The sequence below is a fragment of the Phytobacter sp. V91 genome, assembly GCF_965644225.1.
Lineage (GTDB): Bacteria > Pseudomonadota > Gammaproteobacteria > Enterobacterales > Enterobacteriaceae > CBFFRJ01.
The window spans coordinates 1-16,139 of the sequence record NZ_CBFFRJ010000116.1; the positions used below are offsets into that span (position 1 = coordinate 1).

A 16,139-nucleotide genomic window follows, 5' to 3' on the forward strand; every position below is an offset into this window, starting at 1 on the left:
AATATCGCGATCGCGACCTGCGGTCGCTACAAAAACAAAACCCCACGAAAAACGTGGGGTTCGTCAGCAATCTGAAGGCACGTCAGGGCTGACGTGCCTTCTGGCTAGCCATCAGCGTTACTGTTCGCTTTCATCGGTATAACGTTTGGCTTTATAAGCCGGGTGCATCAGGTTCTGCGGCGAGAAGATGTCATCCAGCTCTGCTTCGGTCAGCAGGCCGCGCTCCAGTACCACTTCACGCACGCTTTTACCCGTTTCGGCGCAAATTTTGCCGACGATGTCGCCATTATGGTGACCAATAAAGGGGTTGAGGTAAGTGACTATGCCAATGGAGTTATAGACATAACCCTCACAGACGGATTTATTCGCCGTGATGCCGTTAACGCATTTTTCCAGCAGGTTGTAGCAGGCGTTAGTCAGAATATGGATGGATTCAAACATCGCCTGGCCAATCACCGGTTCCATCACGTTCAGCTGCAACTGACCGGCTTCGGACGCCATGGTGACCGTCGTGTCGTTACCGATCACTTTGAAGCAGACCTGGTTCACCACTTCCGGCACCACCGGGTTCACTTTGGCGGGCATAATGGAGGAGCCGGCCTGCAATTCCGGCAGGTTAATTTCGTTCAGTCCCGCACGCGGCCCTGAAGAGAGCAGGCGCAGGTCGTTACAGATTTTGGACATTTTCACCGCGAGGCGTTTCAGGGCGCAGTGCACCATGACATACGCGCCGCAGTCGGAGGTGGCCTCAATGAGATCTTCCGCAGGCACGACCGGCAGGTTGCTGACTTCCGCCAGTTTCTGTACCGCCAGTTGCTGGTAGCCATCCGGCGTATTCAGGCGCGTACCAATTGCCGTTGCGCCCAGGTTCACTTCCAGCAGCAGCTCCGAGGTGCGCAGCAGGTTTTTGGTCTCTTCTTTGAGCAGGACGTTAAAAGCGTGGAATTCCTGACCGAGGGTCATGGGCACGGCGTCCTGCAGCTGAGTGCGGCCCATTTTCAGTACATCGCGGAATTCATCCGCTTTGTGCTCAAAGCCATCGCCTAGCTGATTGATTGCATCCATCAGTTTCAGTACCGAGGTGTACACCGCAATACGGAAGCCGGTCGGGTAGGCGTCGTTAGTGGACTGGCATTTGTTCACATGATCATTTGGGTTGAGATACTGGTATTCACCTTTCTGGTGACCCATGAGCTCAAGACCAATGTTCGCCAGCACTTCGTTGGTGTTCATATTTACCGAGGTACCCGCGCCGCCCTGATAGACGTCGACCGGGAACTGGTCCATACATTTGCCGTTGTTAAGGACTTCATCACATGCTGCCACTATGGTATTCGCAATATTTTTCGGGATGGTTTGCAGCTCTTTGTTAGCCAACGCAGCCGCTTTTTTTACCATCACCATTCCCCGGACAAACTCCGGTATATCACTGATTTTGCTATTACTGATGTAGAAGTTTTCAATCGCTCTTAGAGTATGCACGCCGTAATAGGCATCCGCTGGAACTTCCCTTGTACCCAACAAATCTTCTTCGATACGAATGTTGTTTAACATGTGAACCTTCTTTTTCAAGCTACGATGAATACACTAAACACACAGAAGATATGTGGTTATGTGTTATTACTGACCGACGATTATCTCCTTTATCGGCCAGATACTCGCGATCATATTCTGATTTGGCCAAAATGCCGTAATCTGGATCACTTATTATCTTAGCTGCTTTATCAGAATCATTAATCTGTGAAATGAATCACCAGGCAGGCGGTGTGTGAAAAAAAAGCAGGCGGAAAAATTGAATTTTGCCTCGACCACCACCATCTCTTCAGGATGCGAATCGCAAACCATATTCGACGTATGCCTGAGGCGTGCGTTTATTAACAGGAGATGCCAGTGCGCTGGATACCGCTAATTGCTATTTTTTTGTACGTTTATATTGAGATTTCGATTTTTATTCAGGTCGCCCATGTGTTTGGCGTTCTGCTGACGCTGATCCTGGTGATTTTCACCTCGGTGCTCGGGATGTCGCTGGTGCGTAATCAGGGCTTTAAAAACTTCCTGCTGATGCAGCAAAAGATGGCGGCAGGTGAGAGTCCGGCGGCGGAGATGATCAAAAGCGTCTCGCTGATCATTGCCGGCTTACTGCTGGTGCTGCCGGGGTTCTTCACGGATTTTCTGGGGCTGCTACTGCTGTTGCCGCCGGTGCAAAAACATCTGACGCTGAAGCTGATGCCGCATTTGCGTTTTTCCCGTATGCCTGGCGGCGGATTCAGCAGCGGATCGGGCAATACTTTTGAAGGTGAATACCAGCGTAAAGACGAAGAGCGCGACCGCCTGGATAATAAAGACGATCGCTAAGCGCGCTATTCACACTCATAGCCCGGCATGTTGCACACTGCCGGGCTTTTTATTGGGTCACCAGGCTGCGTTTTGGCAGCAGCATCCACAATCCCGCCAGCATGGCTATCGCATACAGGCTCTTCCAGCCTGGGATCGCCAGCAGCAACAGACACAAAATACTGCCCAGCCACGCCAGCGCTTTATAACGCCCGGTCAGCAAGCGACAGCCTGCGATCATGCAAAGCAGGTAGATCAGGATAAAGATCCCGTTGGCGTAAATAATTAAGGTGTCGAGGTTAATGGAGAAGGCGTAGATGCCAAGGGTACAGATAACGCAGCAGGCCAGCACCGCATTGAGCGCATTCATCGGGATCTGTCGGGATGACAGGCGAGCCAGCGGGCTTTGCGGTTTGTACTGGGCCTGCGACCAGACAAGGCGGGCAAAGCTTTGAATATAGATATTCAGGCTGGCGAAGCAGGCCAGATAACCAATGATGCAGGCCACCCACTGGGCTTCTTTGCCAAATAAATCGACAACAATAATCGGCAGCGATGCCGCAGCGCCTTGCTCGCGCCAGAGGTCGAAATGCAGCACCGCCGCGGTACAGGCCCAGTAGACTGAACCGGCGAGGATCAGGCCAATCATCAGCGCCCGTGGGAAGTCGCGCTCCGGATGTTTAAACTCTGAGGCCAGATGGGCGAAGGCTTCAAGCCCGACAAAGCACCAGAACATCACCGCCAGCGCGCCGGTCATGCCAGAGAACGAGATACTGGCGGGCGCCGGGAAGGAAACGGTCGCGAGCGACAGCCCGCCCTTCCACCAGATAGCCGCAATCAGGGCCACAATCAGCCCGGCGATCAGCATCTGGAGATTGGCGCTGGAGCCTGCGCTACGGGTACCGACTAACCAGATAAACCCCAGGGTGGCCAGCTCTGCCATCAGCAGTTGCCAGCCCTGCCAGCCAAACATCCCTTGCCCGAATCCGGCGGCAATATGCAGGGCGGCGGGAAGGCCGACCGGGATCACCGATAAAAACAGCCATCCTGTGACGCGCTCCAGGCGAGGGCCAAAGGCCATGCCGACAAAATGCGCCACGCCGCCTGCGCTGGGAAAGTGGCGACCCAGCACGGCAAAGACAATCGCCACGGGAAAGACGAGGGCGATCAGCACCGGCCAGGCCCACAGGCTGTCCTCTCCGGCGGCCAGTGACGCCAGTGCGGGAACGGCAAACACGCCCGTACCCAGCAGCGAGGTGGAAAGCAAGCCAATCCCTTGTGCTAACCCCAGCTCTTGTTTCAGTCCAGCCATGCGCGTTATCCCTGTCTTTGTCATCTTATTTTGGAAGCAGCAATGCTATCACAATAGATTTTACTTATGGCTGCCAGTCCGCCTGCCAGAGACGCCAGCTTGTCGGCCTGGCTTTTGGGCGCAGGGCCGCATTTATGCGAATTTTTTTTGTCTTCCCCCTTGAAGGGAGAAAAACCTGGCCCCATCTCTCTGGTCACCAGCCGGAGAACCCACTGCGGACCGGCGCCATCCATAACTGATAAAGACTTTCTCAAAGGAGAGCTATCAATGAGTATTCGTCCGTTACATGATCGTGTGATCGTCAAACGCAAAGAAGTTGAATCCAAATCCGCTGGCGGCATCGTTCTGACCGGTTCCGCTGCTGGCAAATCAACTCGTGGCGAAATCATCGCTGTCGGTAAGGGCCGCATTCTGGAAAACGGCACAGTGCAGCCGCTGGACGTTAAAGTGGGTGACATCGTAATTTTCAACGACGGCTACGGCGTGAAATCTGAAAAGATCGACAATGAAGAAGTGTTGATCATGTCCGAAAGCGACATTCTGGCAATTGTTGAAGCGTAATTCGCGCACGACACTGAACATACGAATCGATAGGGAAAGATAAAATGGCAGCTAAAGACGTAAAATTCGGTAACGACGCTCGTGTGAAAATGCTGCGCGGCGTAAACGTACTGGCAGATGCAGTGAAAGTGACCCTGGGCCCGAAAGGCCGTAACGTGGTTCTGGATAAATCTTTCGGTGCACCGACCATCACCAAAGATGGTGTTTCTGTTGCGCGTGAAATCGAGCTGGAAGACAAGTTCGAAAACATGGGCGCACAGATGGTGAAAGAAGTTGCCTCTAAAGCGAACGACGCAGCAGGCGACGGTACCACCACCGCGACCGTACTGGCGCAGTCCATCATCACCGAAGGCCTGAAAGCCGTCGCTGCGGGCATGAACCCGATGGACCTGAAACGTGGTATCGATAAAGCTGTTAGTGCCGCTGTTGAAGAGCTGAAAGCGCTGTCCGTACCTTGCTCCGACTCTAAAGCTATTGCTCAGGTTGGTACTATCTCCGCTAACTCCGACGAAACCGTAGGTAAACTGATCGCAGAAGCGATGGATAAAGTCGGTAAAGAAGGCGTGATCACCGTTGAAGACGGTACCGGTCTGCAGGACGAGCTGGACGTGGTTGAAGGTATGCAGTTCGACCGTGGCTACCTCTCCCCGTACTTCATCAACAAACCGGAAACCGGTGCTGTTGAGCTGGAAAGCCCGTTCATTCTGCTGGCTGACAAAAAAATCTCCAACATCCGCGAAATGCTGCCAGTACTGGAAGCCGTTGCGAAAGCAGGCAAACCGCTGGTTATCATCGCTGAAGACGTTGAAGGCGAAGCGCTGGCGACCCTGGTGGTTAACACCATGCGCGGCATCGTGAAAGTGGCTGCGGTTAAAGCACCTGGCTTCGGCGACCGCCGTAAAGCTATGCTGCAGGATATCGCAACCCTGACTGGCGGTACCGTTATCTCTGAAGAGATCGGTATGGAGCTGGAAAAAGCGACCCTGGAAGACCTGGGCCAGGCTAAACGTGTTGTGATCAACAAAGACACCACCACCATCATTGATGGCGTGGGTGACGAAACGGCAATTCAGGGTCGTGTGACTCAGATCCGCCAGCAGATCGAAGAAGCAACTTCTGATTACGACCGTGAAAAACTGCAAGAGCGCGTAGCTAAACTGGCTGGCGGCGTTGCGGTTATCAAAGTCGGTGCTGCTACCGAAGTTGAAATGAAAGAGAAAAAAGCCCGCGTTGAAGATGCCCTGCACGCTACCCGTGCTGCGGTTGAAGAAGGTGTGGTTGCAGGCGGTGGCGTTGCGCTGATCCGCGTTGCAAGCAAACTGGGCGAACTGCGTGGCCAGAACGAAGATCAGAACGTGGGTATCAAAGTTGCGCTGCGCGCAATGGAATCCCCGCTGCGTCAGATCGTGCTGAACTGCGGTGAAGAGCCGTCAGTTGTGGCAAACACCGTGAAAGCGGGCGACGGTAACTACGGTTACAACGCGGCGACCGAAGAATACGGCAACATGATCGAGATGGGCATCCTGGACCCAACCAAAGTAACCCGTTCTGCTCTGCAGTACGCGGCCTCTGTTGCCGGTCTGATGATCACCACCGAGTGCATGGTTACCGATCTGCCGAAAGGCGATGCACCTGACTTAGGTGCTGCTGGTGGTATGGGCGGCATGGGGGGTATGGGCGGCATGATGTAATCATGTTGTTCTGCACCTCGCAGAAATAAAGAAACCCCCGGTCAGAAATGGCCGGGGGTTTTTCTTTTGGTCATCTTTTTAGTATAAGGTTTATACACGGACGACTATGTCCAGCTCATTGAAAATGGGGAATAACATGCACGTGAAATATTTAGCAGGGATTGTTGGAGCGGCCTTATTACTGGCAGGTTGCAGTGCTGGTAATGAGCTCTCTGCAAGCGGGCAGAACGTACGCTTCGTCGAAGATAAACCCGGCGCAGACTGCCAGTATTTGGGCACCACTTCCGGTAAGCAAAGCAACTGGCTTTCCGGTCAGCATGGCGAAGAAGGCGGCTCAATGCGCGGTGCGGCAAACGATCTGCGCAACCAGGCAGCGCAGATGGGCGGCAACGTGATTTTCGGCGTCACCAGCCCGACTCAGGGCTTCCTGTCCAGCTTTGTCCCCACAGCCAGCGAAATGAATGGCCAGGTTTATAAGTGCCCAAATTGATGTAATACGCTGGGATATTATCGCCCCTGATGCCGATCGGGGGCGTGCGGTACTTTGCTGCTACTTTGCGGTTTGCTGTTCTTTCACCTGCCGCTGTAAAAGCTGAAGGCTATGCATGCATTGCTTAAGGGTGAGTTTATGCTGCGGATTTGCGCTGATGTCTTTCACGCTGACCTGGCAGGGTTTGCCCTTTAGCTTGTGCAAACGGTGGCTGTAATCCAGCACGCGGCGGGAAATTGAGGCCATCTCATCACTGCCTGACGCGCTGCGGGTTTTGATCACCGTGCCGCCAAACTGCGTCTGCCCATTATCATCGGTATAGTGATAAACCAGTGCCTGATGGCGGGCAAACAGCGCCTGTTTCCATTCATCCTGAAGATAAGTGTCATAAGCAATATTCCCGTCAGGTAAAAACTCGGCGTCATATAACGGCAGAAAATCCAGTATAGATGAAAGGCTGAATGCAATATCACGCAAATCCGCATTATTGATGGCGTGAATAATTGCACTCACCAGTAATTCAATCTGGTATTCGTTAATACGCAGCTTTAGCATTTCTCCACGGCGCAGAGAAAAGGTAAAAATAAGATCGTTTTCGCTATATTGCGAGAGTTCGACCTTATCCACACACTGACCAATATCTGCGGCTTTCAGTTCATCCTCTGTCAGCTCAGGGAGGTGGCTGTGCATTTTTTTAGATGCAGAATCAATAGCTTTTCGCTGTTCTTCTTTTGATTTCCCTGCTGATGCGGTTTGCCGTGCGAGGCGGTGCTCCAGCCCCAGCAAGAGATCTTTTAAGGTAACAAGAGGAAAAAAGAGCAGAGTATGTTTATTTCTTGGATGCTTTATTTTTAAGGCTAATACCGCAAAATTATTATTTTGACGAATAACTCCGGTGTTTACGCCCATAATGCTGGATACCATCTGGTTCTCCTTAACCATTCATAATTTATATTTTTGTAATAACGCAAGGCGTTATCATAACAAAAAAATAAACAGAATGATCTCCGGATGGAAATAGAATCCATCCCGGAGAAAATACAGATTTTATTAAGACTGGCGGAGCTGTAAATCCAGCGGCGTTTTACTCGGTTCGCCACCAATCTCACGCGCCAGCTTAGGCACCATATAACCCGACACCAGCGTCAGTAGTTCACGCACAATGCTGCGGGCCTCATCGTCGCTGACCATAAAGTGGGCCGCGCCCTGGACTTTATCCAGCACATGCAGGTAATACGGCATGACTCCGGAATCGAACAAGGCATTGCTGAGATCGGCCAGTGTCTGCGCATGATCATTTACCCCACGCAGCAGCACGCTCTGGTTAAGTAGCGTCACACCCGCCTGGCGGAGCTTCACCATCGAGGCACGGAATGCATCATCAATCTCGTTGGCGTGGTTGATATGGTTAACCAGCAGGACCTGCAGCGACGAACGGGCAAACCGTGCGGCCAGTGCGTCCGTGATGCGTGCGGGGATCACAATCGGCAGGCGACTGTGAATACGCAGGCGTTTGATATGGGGGATGGCTTCAAGCTGCGTCAACAACCAGTCCAGCTCGTGGTCTTTCGCCATCAGCGGATCGCCGCCGGAGAAAATGATCTCATCAAGCTCCGGGTGGCTCGTAATGTAGTCCAGCGCCACCTGCCAGTTACGCTTATTCCCCTGATTGTCCGCATATGGGAAATGGCGGCGGAAGCAGTAGCGGCAGTTAACGGCACACCCGCCTTTTACCAGCAGCAGAGCGCGGTTGCGGTATTTATGCAGCAATCCGGGCACCGCATTGTGCTGTTCTTCCAGCGGATCGGTACTAAAACCGGGTGCGGCAAGAAATTCTTCACGGGAGGTTAAAACCTGGCGCAATAACGGATCATCGGGATCGCCTTTTCGCATCCGCGCGACAAATGCCCGGGGTACGCGCAGCGCAAAAAGACGCTTTGCTTCGCGCCCGGCGAGCATATTTTCATCAGTGTCCAGATTTAAAACACGCAGTAGTTCATCAGGATCGGTTATAACATCGGCAAGTTGTACTAACCAATCTTCTCTGTATGGGGTATTTAGGGTTACAATATGCGCCATTTTGTGGCTTAGCTACCAGTTAACAATTTTAGAGGGCCTTTATGGCGACTTACTATAGCAACGATTTTCGTGCCGGTCTTAAAATCATGATGGACGGCGAACCGTACGCGGTTGAAGCCAGTGAATTTGTTAAACCAGGTAAAGGCCAGGCATTTGCGCGTGTTAAGCTGCGCCGCCTGCTGACCGGTACTCGCGTTGAGAAAACCTTCAAATCCACCGACTCCGCTGAAGGCGCTGACGTTGTCGATATGAACCTGACTTACCTGTACAACGACGGTGAGTTCTACCACTTCATGAACAACGAAACCTTCGAGCAGCTGGCTGCTGATGAGAAAGCGGTTGGCGATAACGCCAAATGGCTGCTGGATCAGGCTGAATGTATCGTCACGCTGTGGAACGGTCGCCCGATCGCTGTCCTGCCGCCGAACTTCGTTGAACTGGAAATCGTTGAAACCGATCCAGGCCTGAAAGGCGATACCGCAGGTACCGGTGGTAAACCTGCAACGCTGACGACTGGCGCAGTGGTTAAAGTGCCGCTGTTCGTCCAGATTGGCGAAGTGATCAAAGTAGATACGCGTTCAGGCGAATACGTTTCTCGCGTGAAGTAATTCACTCTGTCCTTCAGGCGGCCTCAGCTGCCTGACGGATGCTGTGTATCTAAAGAGCGATGGCGCGGCATACATGTTGCGCCATTCATATCCAGGGCAGGAATGATGAAACGTCTTCTCGGTCTTGTAGCACTTATCCTTCTTACCAGCACCCTGCTGACCGGCTGTAATACCGCGCGCGGCTTCGGTGAAGACATTAAACACCTCGGCAATTCGATCTCTCACGCTGCCAGCTAACGCTTTCACATCATCCTAAAAATAACCGCTCTTCTCTCAATGGCGCGCAATTTTGTCTATGCTTAAGTCGCTATGCAAAAACAATATTGGCTATAAAAGGAAGATATTATGGTTAAGAAGACAATTGCAGCGATATTTTCTGTTCTGGTGCTGACTTCAGTGTTGACTGCCTGCAACACCACACGTGGTGTGGGTCAGGATATCTCCGAAGGCGGTAATGCCATTTCAGGCGCGGCGACGAAAGCCCAGCAGTAATCCAGTCGGTACGGCCTGCGCCGTACCGCTAATTCAAACTTTTCGGGAACGGCTCCGTTATTTCAGACACCTCGGGCAGAGACAGAAAAGGGGTAAAGCGGTTACCCATCCCCAGCTTCATTCTGATGTTGCGCTTATAGGTGTAGACCGTCTTGCCATTAATGCTCAGCTTACTGGCAATCGACTGGTTACTTCTGCCTTCCATCCACAGCGATAATACTTTCTCTTCCTGGCGCGTCAGCAGCGGTGTGGCAATTTGCGGGACGATCCTGGTGGGCCGGGACAGTACGGCGGCGTCAATCGCATGGGCTAAGGTTTCAAGCGATGTGGTTTTTAACAGTGTGGCATGAACATCAAATTGTGTGCAGTACTGCGACAACTGCATATCTTTACCTGAATCCAGAAGGATCAATCGGTTATGCTCACTGCACGCAGAGAACAACGAAGAAAGCTGTTGGATATGGTGAAGATCGTTTTTAAAGCCATACAGATCCGCAATGATCATATCGGGCTGCCATTGCGCAATATGCTCTTTTGCCAGCATCAGATTGTTCAGCGACGTTACAAGGAATGAGGCAGGGAAAAGATCGGTTTGATTGAGCCAGGCTTCCAGCCCCACCCGGGTGAAATAACAACGGTCAATCAAGAGAATTTTGAACATTTTTTTCTTCGCAGTGTGAATAATAGTGCATGGCTTCCCTTACCCGGATAGCACTTCATCATAGGGGGTAGATATGGTGAGTAAATGCCTGAACTGCGCTGCTATCTGTAGCTATTTCTTGCTTTAAGTCACTTAAATTGATGTAGCTGAGAAAAAATTGCATTCTGTCTGCTTCTGAGCCAACATTCAGCTCTTATCACTTGCGTTTCGGGACGACCCGATTGCGCAATCTTCAACGGGGACGGCCCCACACTGGAGCCAACAATGTCCTGGTTAATTCTCCTTATTGCAGGTCTGCTGGAAGTCGTTTGGGCGATAGGCCTGAAATATACGCACGGTTTTTCCCGCTTAGTACCGAGCCTGATTACGCTCACTGCGATGGTAGCGAGTGTGGTGCTGCTCTCATGGGCGATGAAAAGCCTGCCGGTAGGGACGGCTTACGCCATCTGGACCGGCATTGGTGCGGTAGGCGCGGCTATTGCCGGAATGGTACTGCTGGGGGAATCCGCAAGCCCTGCCCGTTTACTCAGCCTGGGGCTGATTATCGCGGGCATCATTGGGCTGAAGCTCAGCACTCACTAACGGGTCTGGTTTATCCAGAGTAGTTTTTCGACCGCAAATCCCTGGCGGGCTGCGATATCGAGCATCTGTTTTTTCACCGCCTCAGGCATCGTCGGGGTGCGTGAAAGTAACCACAGGTAGTCGCGATCCGGCCCGCATACCAGCGCATATTGATAATCTTTGTCGAGGGCAAGGATGTTATAGCCGCCGTAGAACGGGCCGAAGAACGACACCTTCAGCGCGGCGCGGTTGCTGTCACCGGTGAAGTACGCTTTACCCGTCGACTGTTGCCACATTCCACGCTCCGGGTTGTAGCCCCTATTGATAACCTGAATACCGCCATCGTCCATGGCGCTGTAGGTGGCGGTGACGTTTTCCAGCCCGCGTTCGAAGCGGTGGTCAAAACGGGCGATTTCATACCAGCGGCCCAGATAGCGTTGGGCGTTAAAATCTTCTACAACGGTGACGCCAGAGGGAGGGGTTGGGGAGCTACAGGCACTAAGCAAAAACGCAGCGGCAACAGTCGCGATGATGAGCAGCAAACGCATAGTATTTTCCTTCCTGGTTTTTTAGCTAAGTGTAGAACCAGGCGGGGAAAATGCTCTCCTGGTAGCGCAGGAGAGCGAGAAATATCAAAGAAAAATCACGCCAACCAGCGTAACCACGCTCAGAATGGCGGCCAGGCCGTAAAAGACCCACTTGCCGTTAGGCACATGGACTTTTATATCGTGCATGGCGTGGTGCAGGCGGTGCAGCCCACACCACAATGGCAGGACTATCATCAGGAAGATAAACGCGCGGCCAATAAAGCTCTGCGCGAACGCCAGTACCCGCTCGTAGCCCAGTGCTTCACCGGGGTAAAGCCCCAGCGGCAACAGCACGCCAACCAGCAGTACCACCACCGGAGCGATAATGGCTCCCCACATACCACCTGCGCCAAACAGTCCCCAGAAAACGGGTTCATCAGAACGTTTTGGGTCTGGATTAATCATATCAGTCTCCTTACCAGAACAGTGCAACGAACAGGATGACCAGCGTTGCCAGCCCGGTTACCACCCAAAGCCCCATAATGATTGGTTCGGGCTTGAGTTTCTCGTTTTTGATGATGATATTCGCGGCCTTCGGGGCCAGTTCAAACCAGGTTTTGGTATGCAGCAACGCTGCCGCCAGAGTTAACAGATTCAGTACTACGACTATCGGGTTTTGCAGAAAGCCGACAAAACTGGCCCAGGTTTCCGGGCCATGTTTCAGCGCGAAGAGACCGTAAATCAGCACAATACTGAACCAGACGGTGGGAATAGCTGTACCTTCACGCAGCATATAGAAGCGATAAAACGGCAGCGATTTCCACCAGGTCGACGGCATGGGCCGGACATAGGGTTTGCGTTTAGTCGTCATAATGCGCTCCTTAGCGTGGTTTCAGGGTGGCGATAAGAAAGTCTTTCGAGCTTTCCACTTTACCCTGTTGGATTGCGGCTGCCGGATCGACGTGTTTCGGGCACACTTCTGAGCAATAGCCGACGAAGGTGCAGCTCCAGACCCCATTCGGGCTGTTGAGCTGCGCCATGCGCTGAGACTGGCCTTTATCACGGCTATCAAGGTTGTAACGATGCGCCAGAGTGATGGCCGCCGGACCGATAAACTCCGGATTCAGACCGAACTGCGGACAGGCTGCATAGCACAGGCCGCAGTTGATACAGCCGGAGAACTGATGGTACTTGGCCATCTGCGCCGGGGTTTGTTTGTTTGGCCCCTGTTCCGGCGTGCGGGCGTTGCCAATAATGTACGGCTTGATGGCCTCCAGGCTTTCGATAAAGTGGGTCATATCGACCACCAGATCGCGCTCGATGGGGAAATTCGCCAGCGCTTCGACTTTCATCCCCTTGCTGTATTCGCGCAAAAACGTCTTACAGGCCAGCTTCGGCACTTTGTTGACCATCATGCCGCAGGAGCCGCAGATGGCCATTCGGCACGACCAGCGATAGCTGAGATCGGGCGCCAGGTTGTCTTTAATGTAGCCGAGGGCATCCAGCAACGACGTTTGCTCATCATAAGGAACGTCGTAAAACACGCTGTGGGGAGCGACGTCCACTTCCGGGTTGTAGCGTACGACCTCAACCTTTAAGTTCTTCATCTCAGCCATGGGTCGATTCCTTCTTCTCACTGGCTTCCGCTTCTGCGCCATAGACACGTTTTGCGGGGGGGAGTGTGGTGATCTTCACATCGCTGTAGTCCAGACGCGTACTGCCGTCTGCGTCGCGGTACGCCAGCGTATGTTTGAGGAAATTGACGTCATCACGTTCGGTACAGCCTTCATCCAGACGCTGGTGTGCGCCACGCGACTCTTTACGCGCAAGGGCTGAGTGGGCCATACATTCGGCGACGTTCAGACCATGCCCCAGCTCAATGGTGTACAGGATGTCGGTATTGAAAATACTTGAGGTATCGGTAATGCGGACGCGTTTAAAGCGCTCCTGCAGTTCCGCCAGCTTGTCGACGGTTTTTTGCATCAGCTCCGGCGTACGGTAAATGCCACAGCCTTCTTCCATCGACTCACCCATCTCGTCACGGATTTTCGCCCAGTTTTCATTACCTTCCTGATTGACGAGCTTATGCAGGCGCTGCTCAATGTCCGCTGCCTGAGCGTTCAGGGCGCTGTCACTCGCGGTGGTTGCCGCACTGGCTCGTGCCATCGCGTGTTCTCCGGCCAGGCGACCAAAGACCACCAGTTCCGCCAGCGAATTGGAGCCGAGACGGTTTGCGCCGTGCAGCCCGACGGAGGAGCATTCTCCTACTGCAAACAGCCCCTGAATGTGCGTTTCGCACTGCTGGTTGGTCTCGATACCGCCCATGGTGTAGTGCGCGGTAGGCCGCACCGGAATCGGTTCTTTCACCGGATCGACGCCGACATAGGCTTTTGCCAGTTCGCAAATAAACGGCAGACGCTCCCGCAGTTTTTTCTCGCCCAGATGGCGCAGATCGAGATGAACCACATCTCCGCGTGGGGAAGGGATGGTGTTGCCTTTACGCCATTCATGCCAGAAAGCCTGGGACACTTTGTCGCGCGGACCCAGTTCCATATATTTGTTTTTCGGCTCACCCAGCGGCGTTTCCGGGCCCATGCCGTAATCCTGTAAATATCGGTAGCCGTTTTTATTGACCAGAATTCCCCCTTCGCCACGGCAGCCTTCGGTCATCAGGATGCCGGAGCCGGGAAGACCGGTAGGGTGATACTGGACAAATTCCATATCCCGCAGCGGCACGCCGTGGTCCAGCGCCATGCCCATGCCATCGCCGGTCACAATGCCGCCGTTGGTATTGAAGCGGTAAACGCGACCCGCACCGCCTGTTGCCATAATGACCGCGTTGGCGCGGATCTGCACCAGTGTGCCTTCCATCATATTCATGGCGACCAGGCCGCGAGCCTGACCATCATCAACCAGGATATCGAGGACGAAATGTTCGTCGAAACGCTGAATTTGTGGGAACTGCAGTGAGGTCTGGAAGAGGGTGTGCAGAATATGGAAGCCGGTTTTATCGGCGGCAAACCAGGTTCGCTCGATTTTCATGCCGCCAAAACGGCGAACGTTAACCGAGCCATCCGGGCGACGACTCCATGGGCATCCCCACTGTTCAAGTTGTGTCATCTCCGTCGGGCATTGACGGACAAAATAGTCGACAACATCCTGTTCGCACAGCCAGTCTCCACCGGCAACGGTGTCGTGAAAGTGGTACTCAAAGCTATCATGATCCTGCGCCACTGCGGCTGAACCACCCTCTGCCGCCACGGTATGGCTACGCATCGGGTAAACTTTTGAAATGAGGGCTATTTTGGCGTTGGGATTCGCCTGGGCTGCGGCGATGGCAGCACGTAATCCCGCTCCACCCGCGCCTATAACGGCAAGATCGGCTTGAAAGGTATGCACGACATTCCTCCAGATTTTGTTATTTCACACCGCGACATATGCCGGGTGCGAAAGTGTTCACTGCTCCTTTTTTTCGCAGAGCAGTATAACCTTAGCGTTCTGGGGGAAATTTGATGTGTTCGATTTTTTTGCTGTTCTGAGATGCGATTAATCACTCAGGTTGATTAATGTCACTCCTGACGCACTTTCAGCCGGAACTCTCCACCGTCACGCCAGATCTATTGCGCAAAATTTGTCTCTCCCTGCCGATGCGGGTAGACTTCGTGCCCTTATCAGAATTCGGAGAAAGTACCATGAGCGAGACGGCAAGCTGGCAGCCGAGCGCATCCATTCCTAACTTATTGAAACGTTCGGCTATCATGACGGAAATTCGTCGTTTCTTTGCCGATCGCGGTGTTCTGGAAGTGGAAACGCCTTGTATGAGCCAGGCCACGGTAACGGATATTCACCTGTTCCCGTTTGAAACTCGCTTTGTGGGACCTGGTCATTCTCAGGGAATGAACCTGTATCTGATGACCAGCCCGGAATACCATATGAAGCGCCTGCTGGCTGCGGGATGTGGTCCGGTGTTCCAGTTGTGCCGTAGTTTTCGCAACGAAGAGATGGGCCGTCATCACAATCCTGAGTTCACCATGCTTGAGTGGTATCGCCCTCATTACGACATGTATCGTCTGATGAATGAGGTCGACGATCTGCTGCAACAGGTGCTGGAGTGTCCGGCAGCGGAATCACTCTCCTATCAGCAGGCTTTCCAGCGGCATCTCGAAATCGACCCGTTGTCGGCCGATAAAGCATTACTGCGTGAGGCGGCGGCAAAGCTCGATCTGAGCAATATTGCTGATACGGAAGAAGACCGGGATACGCTGCTGCAACTGTTGTTCGCTATGGGTGTGGAGCCGCATATCGGCAAAGATCGCCCGGCGTTTGTCTACCATTTCCCGGCAAGTCAGGCCTCACTGGCGCAGATCAGTACCGAAGATCATCGTGTCGCTGAGCGCTTCGAGGTTTACTTCAAAGGTATTGAACTGGCGAATGGTTTCCATGAGCTGACCGATGCGCGTGAACAACAGCAGCGTTTTGACCAGGACAACCGCAAGCGTGCGGCCCGTGGTTTACCGCAGCAGCCGGTGGACACCAACCTGCTGGATGCTCTGAAAGCCGGATTACCGGATAGCTCCGGCGTGGCGCTGGGTGTGGATCGTCTGGTGATGCTGGCGCTCGGTGCGGAAAGCCTCGCAGAGGTGATGGCCTTTACCGTCGACCGCGCCTAGGTAAAAGCAAAACGGCCTGCCGTTTTTAGTGTTTGCTCCCTCTCCCCTCTCCCCTCACCCTAACCCTCTCCCCAAAGGGGAGAGCAGCTGTGTTTAAAGTCAATGGGTGGCAGCTAACCTGCCGCCCATTTTGTATTGTCACGCACCATGGCG

Annotated in this window: 19 protein-coding genes; 9 read left to right on the forward strand and 10 right to left on the reverse strand. The window is 53.2% G+C overall.

Annotation, left to right across the window (positions count from 1 at the left end; genetic code table 11):
* Window positions 1-117: 117 nt before the first annotated feature.
* On the reverse strand, window positions 118-1,554 hold the full coding sequence (gene aspA / locus ACSZO4_RS19695) for an aspartate ammonia-lyase (RefSeq protein WP_437890737.1): 1,437 nt from the start codon (window positions 1,552-1,554) through the stop codon (window positions 118-120).
* Between the two features lie 336 nt (window positions 1,555-1,890).
* On the opposite strand from aspA, the gene ACSZO4_RS19700 reads away from it, so the two are divergent.
* Window positions 1,891-2,355, forward strand: a complete 465-nt coding sequence (locus tag ACSZO4_RS19700; protein WP_437890738.1) for an FxsA family protein — start codon at window positions 1,891-1,893, stop codon at window positions 2,353-2,355.
* Window positions 2,356-2,404: 49 nt separating this feature from the next.
* Here ACSZO4_RS19700 and yjeH read toward each other — a convergent pair whose 3' ends face one another.
* Entirely contained in the window at window positions 2,405-3,646 is a 1,242-nt protein-coding gene (gene yjeH / locus ACSZO4_RS19705; protein WP_437890740.1) for an L-methionine/branched-chain amino acid transporter, read from the reverse strand.
* Window positions 3,647-3,913: 267 nt separating this feature from the next.
* On the opposite strand from yjeH, the gene ACSZO4_RS19710 reads away from it, so the two are divergent.
* The 3 genes from ACSZO4_RS19710 to ACSZO4_RS19720 all read left to right on the forward strand — a co-directional run bounded on the left by ACSZO4_RS19710 (window position 3,914) and on the right by ACSZO4_RS19720 (window position 6,388).
* On the forward strand, window positions 3,914-4,207 hold the full coding sequence (locus tag ACSZO4_RS19710) for a co-chaperone GroES (protein ID WP_013367964.1): 294 nt from the start codon (window positions 3,914-3,916) through the stop codon (window positions 4,205-4,207).
* A 44-nt stretch (window positions 4,208-4,251) separates the two neighbouring features.
* Window positions 4,252-5,898: a chaperonin GroEL gene (gene groL / locus ACSZO4_RS19715; RefSeq protein WP_437890742.1), complete on the forward strand. Its 1,647-nt coding sequence runs from the start codon at window positions 4,252-4,254 to the stop codon at window positions 5,896-5,898.
* Between the two features lie 136 nt (window positions 5,899-6,034).
* The gene (locus tag ACSZO4_RS19720) at window positions 6,035-6,388 is read left to right on the forward strand and encodes a DUF4156 domain-containing protein (RefSeq protein ID WP_437890744.1); all 354 of its coding nucleotides are present in this window, start codon (window positions 6,035-6,037) and stop codon (window positions 6,386-6,388) included.
* 60 nt (window positions 6,389-6,448) lie between these two features.
* Here the strand turns inward: ACSZO4_RS19720 and yjeJ are convergent, their stop codons facing one another.
* Together yjeJ and epmB are read right to left on the reverse strand one after the other, a co-directional pair.
* A complete protein-coding gene (gene yjeJ, locus ACSZO4_RS19725; protein ID WP_437890746.1) occupies window positions 6,449-7,330 on the reverse strand; it encodes a YjeJ family protein in 882 nt (293 codons plus the stop codon).
* A gap of 108 nt (window positions 7,331-7,438) precedes the next feature.
* Window positions 7,439-8,467: an EF-P beta-lysylation protein EpmB gene (gene epmB / locus ACSZO4_RS19730; protein WP_437890748.1), complete on the reverse strand. Its 1,029-nt coding sequence runs from the start codon at window positions 8,465-8,467 to the stop codon at window positions 7,439-7,441.
* Between the two features lie 41 nt (window positions 8,468-8,508).
* Between epmB and efp the strand changes: the two genes are divergently transcribed.
* The 3 genes from efp (at window position 8,509) to ecnB (ending at window position 9,567) form a co-directional block, all read left to right on the forward strand.
* The gene (gene efp / locus ACSZO4_RS19735; RefSeq protein WP_437890749.1) at window positions 8,509-9,075 is read left to right on the forward strand and encodes an elongation factor P; all 567 of its coding nucleotides are present in this window, start codon (window positions 8,509-8,511) and stop codon (window positions 9,073-9,075) included.
* A 102-nt stretch (window positions 9,076-9,177) separates the two neighbouring features.
* Window positions 9,178-9,312 (forward strand): lipoprotein antitoxin entericidin A, encoded by a 135-nt coding sequence (ecnA, locus tag ACSZO4_RS19740; protein WP_437890751.1) that lies wholly within the window; start codon window positions 9,178-9,180, stop codon window positions 9,310-9,312.
* A gap of 108 nt (window positions 9,313-9,420) precedes the next feature.
* Window positions 9,421-9,567, forward strand: coding sequence for a lipoprotein toxin entericidin B (ecnB, locus tag ACSZO4_RS19745; RefSeq protein WP_437890753.1), 147 nt, complete (start codon window positions 9,421-9,423; stop codon window positions 9,565-9,567).
* A 28-nt stretch (window positions 9,568-9,595) separates the two neighbouring features.
* On the opposite strand, the gene ACSZO4_RS19750 is transcribed toward ecnB, so the two are convergent.
* On the reverse strand, window positions 9,596-10,228 hold the full coding sequence (locus ACSZO4_RS19750) for a LuxR C-terminal-related transcriptional regulator (RefSeq protein ID WP_437890755.1): 633 nt from the start codon (window positions 10,226-10,228) through the stop codon (window positions 9,596-9,598).
* Window positions 10,229-10,492: 264 nt separating this feature from the next.
* Between ACSZO4_RS19750 and sugE the strand changes: the two genes are divergently transcribed.
* Window positions 10,493-10,810 carry a quaternary ammonium compound efflux SMR transporter SugE gene (gene sugE, locus ACSZO4_RS19755; RefSeq protein ID WP_437890757.1) on the forward strand — a complete coding sequence of 106 codons (318 nt, stop codon included), beginning with the start codon at window positions 10,493-10,495 and terminating at the stop codon, window positions 10,808-10,810.
* Here sugE and ACSZO4_RS19760 read toward each other — a convergent pair.
* From ACSZO4_RS19760 to frdA, 5 genes are all read right to left on the reverse strand, one after another.
* Window positions 10,807-11,337, reverse strand: a complete 531-nt coding sequence (locus tag ACSZO4_RS19760; RefSeq protein WP_437890759.1) for a lipocalin family protein — start codon at window positions 11,335-11,337, stop codon at window positions 10,807-10,809. The two genes, sugE and ACSZO4_RS19760, sit on opposite strands and share 4 nt — an antisense overlap.
* 84 nt (window positions 11,338-11,421) lie before the next feature.
* The gene (frdD, locus tag ACSZO4_RS19765; protein WP_437890761.1) at window positions 11,422-11,781 is read right to left on the reverse strand and encodes a fumarate reductase subunit FrdD; all 360 of its coding nucleotides are present in this window, start codon (window positions 11,779-11,781) and stop codon (window positions 11,422-11,424) included.
* A 10-nt stretch (window positions 11,782-11,791) separates the two neighbouring features.
* Window positions 11,792-12,187 carry a fumarate reductase subunit FrdC gene (gene frdC, locus ACSZO4_RS19770; protein WP_437890763.1) on the reverse strand — a complete coding sequence of 132 codons (396 nt, stop codon included), beginning with the start codon at window positions 12,185-12,187 and terminating at the stop codon, window positions 11,792-11,794.
* A 10-nt stretch (window positions 12,188-12,197) separates the two neighbouring features.
* The gene (locus tag ACSZO4_RS19775; RefSeq protein WP_437890765.1) at window positions 12,198-12,932 is read right to left on the reverse strand and encodes a succinate dehydrogenase/fumarate reductase iron-sulfur subunit; all 735 of its coding nucleotides are present in this window, start codon (window positions 12,930-12,932) and stop codon (window positions 12,198-12,200) included.
* Window positions 12,925-14,715 (reverse strand): fumarate reductase (quinol) flavoprotein subunit, encoded by a 1,791-nt coding sequence (frdA, locus tag ACSZO4_RS19780; protein ID WP_437890767.1) that lies wholly within the window; start codon window positions 14,713-14,715, stop codon window positions 12,925-12,927. The genes ACSZO4_RS19775 and frdA overlap by 8 nt, the downstream gene beginning before the upstream one ends.
* A gap of 293 nt (window positions 14,716-15,008) precedes the next feature.
* Between frdA and epmA the strand changes: the two genes are divergently transcribed.
* Window positions 15,009-15,986 carry an elongation factor P--(R)-beta-lysine ligase gene (gene epmA / locus ACSZO4_RS19785; RefSeq protein ID WP_437890769.1) on the forward strand — a complete coding sequence of 326 codons (978 nt, stop codon included), beginning with the start codon at window positions 15,009-15,011 and terminating at the stop codon, window positions 15,984-15,986.
* Window positions 15,987-16,139 lie beyond the last annotated feature (153 nt).

Bases quoted from the DNA above. Each gene is read 5' to 3' on its own strand.
- aspA (WP_437890737.1), bottom strand. From the start codon at position 1,554: ATGTTAAACAACATTCGTATCGAAGAAGATTTGTTGGGTACAAGGGAA.
- yjeH (WP_437890740.1), bottom strand. From the start codon at position 3,646: ATGGCTGGACTGAAACAAGAGCTGGGGTTAGCACAAGGGATTGGCTTG.
- ACSZO4_RS19710 (WP_013367964.1), top strand. From the start codon at position 3,914: ATGAGTATTCGTCCGTTACATGATCGTGTGATCGTCAAACGCAAAGAA.
- groL (WP_437890742.1), top strand. From the start codon at position 4,252: ATGGCAGCTAAAGACGTAAAATTCGGTAACGACGCTCGTGTGAAAATG.
- ACSZO4_RS19720 (WP_437890744.1), top strand. From the start codon at position 6,035: ATGCACGTGAAATATTTAGCAGGGATTGTTGGAGCGGCCTTATTACTG.
- yjeJ (WP_437890746.1), bottom strand. From the start codon at position 7,330: ATGGTTAAGGAGAACCAGATGGTATCCAGCATTATGGGCGTAAACACC.
- epmB (WP_437890748.1), bottom strand. From the start codon at position 8,467: ATGGCGCATATTGTAACCCTAAATACCCCATACAGAGAAGATTGGTTA.
- efp (WP_437890749.1), top strand. From the start codon at position 8,509: ATGGCGACTTACTATAGCAACGATTTTCGTGCCGGTCTTAAAATCATG.
- ecnA (WP_437890751.1), top strand. From the start codon at position 9,178: ATGATGAAACGTCTTCTCGGTCTTGTAGCACTTATCCTTCTTACCAGC.
- ecnB (WP_437890753.1), top strand. From the start codon at position 9,421: ATGGTTAAGAAGACAATTGCAGCGATATTTTCTGTTCTGGTGCTGACT.
- ACSZO4_RS19750 (WP_437890755.1), bottom strand. From the start codon at position 10,228: ATGTTCAAAATTCTCTTGATTGACCGTTGTTATTTCACCCGGGTGGGG.
- sugE (WP_437890757.1), top strand. From the start codon at position 10,493: ATGTCCTGGTTAATTCTCCTTATTGCAGGTCTGCTGGAAGTCGTTTGG.
- ACSZO4_RS19760 (WP_437890759.1), bottom strand. From the start codon at position 11,337: ATGCGTTTGCTGCTCATCATCGCGACTGTTGCCGCTGCGTTTTTGCTT.
- frdD (WP_437890761.1), bottom strand. From the start codon at position 11,781: ATGATTAATCCAGACCCAAAACGTTCTGATGAACCCGTTTTCTGGGGA.
- frdC (WP_437890763.1), bottom strand. From the start codon at position 12,187: ATGACGACTAAACGCAAACCCTATGTCCGGCCCATGCCGTCGACCTGG.
- ACSZO4_RS19775 (WP_437890765.1), bottom strand. From the start codon at position 12,932: ATGGCTGAGATGAAGAACTTAAAGGTTGAGGTCGTACGCTACAACCCG.
- epmA (WP_437890769.1), top strand. From the start codon at position 15,009: ATGAGCGAGACGGCAAGCTGGCAGCCGAGCGCATCCATTCCTAACTTA.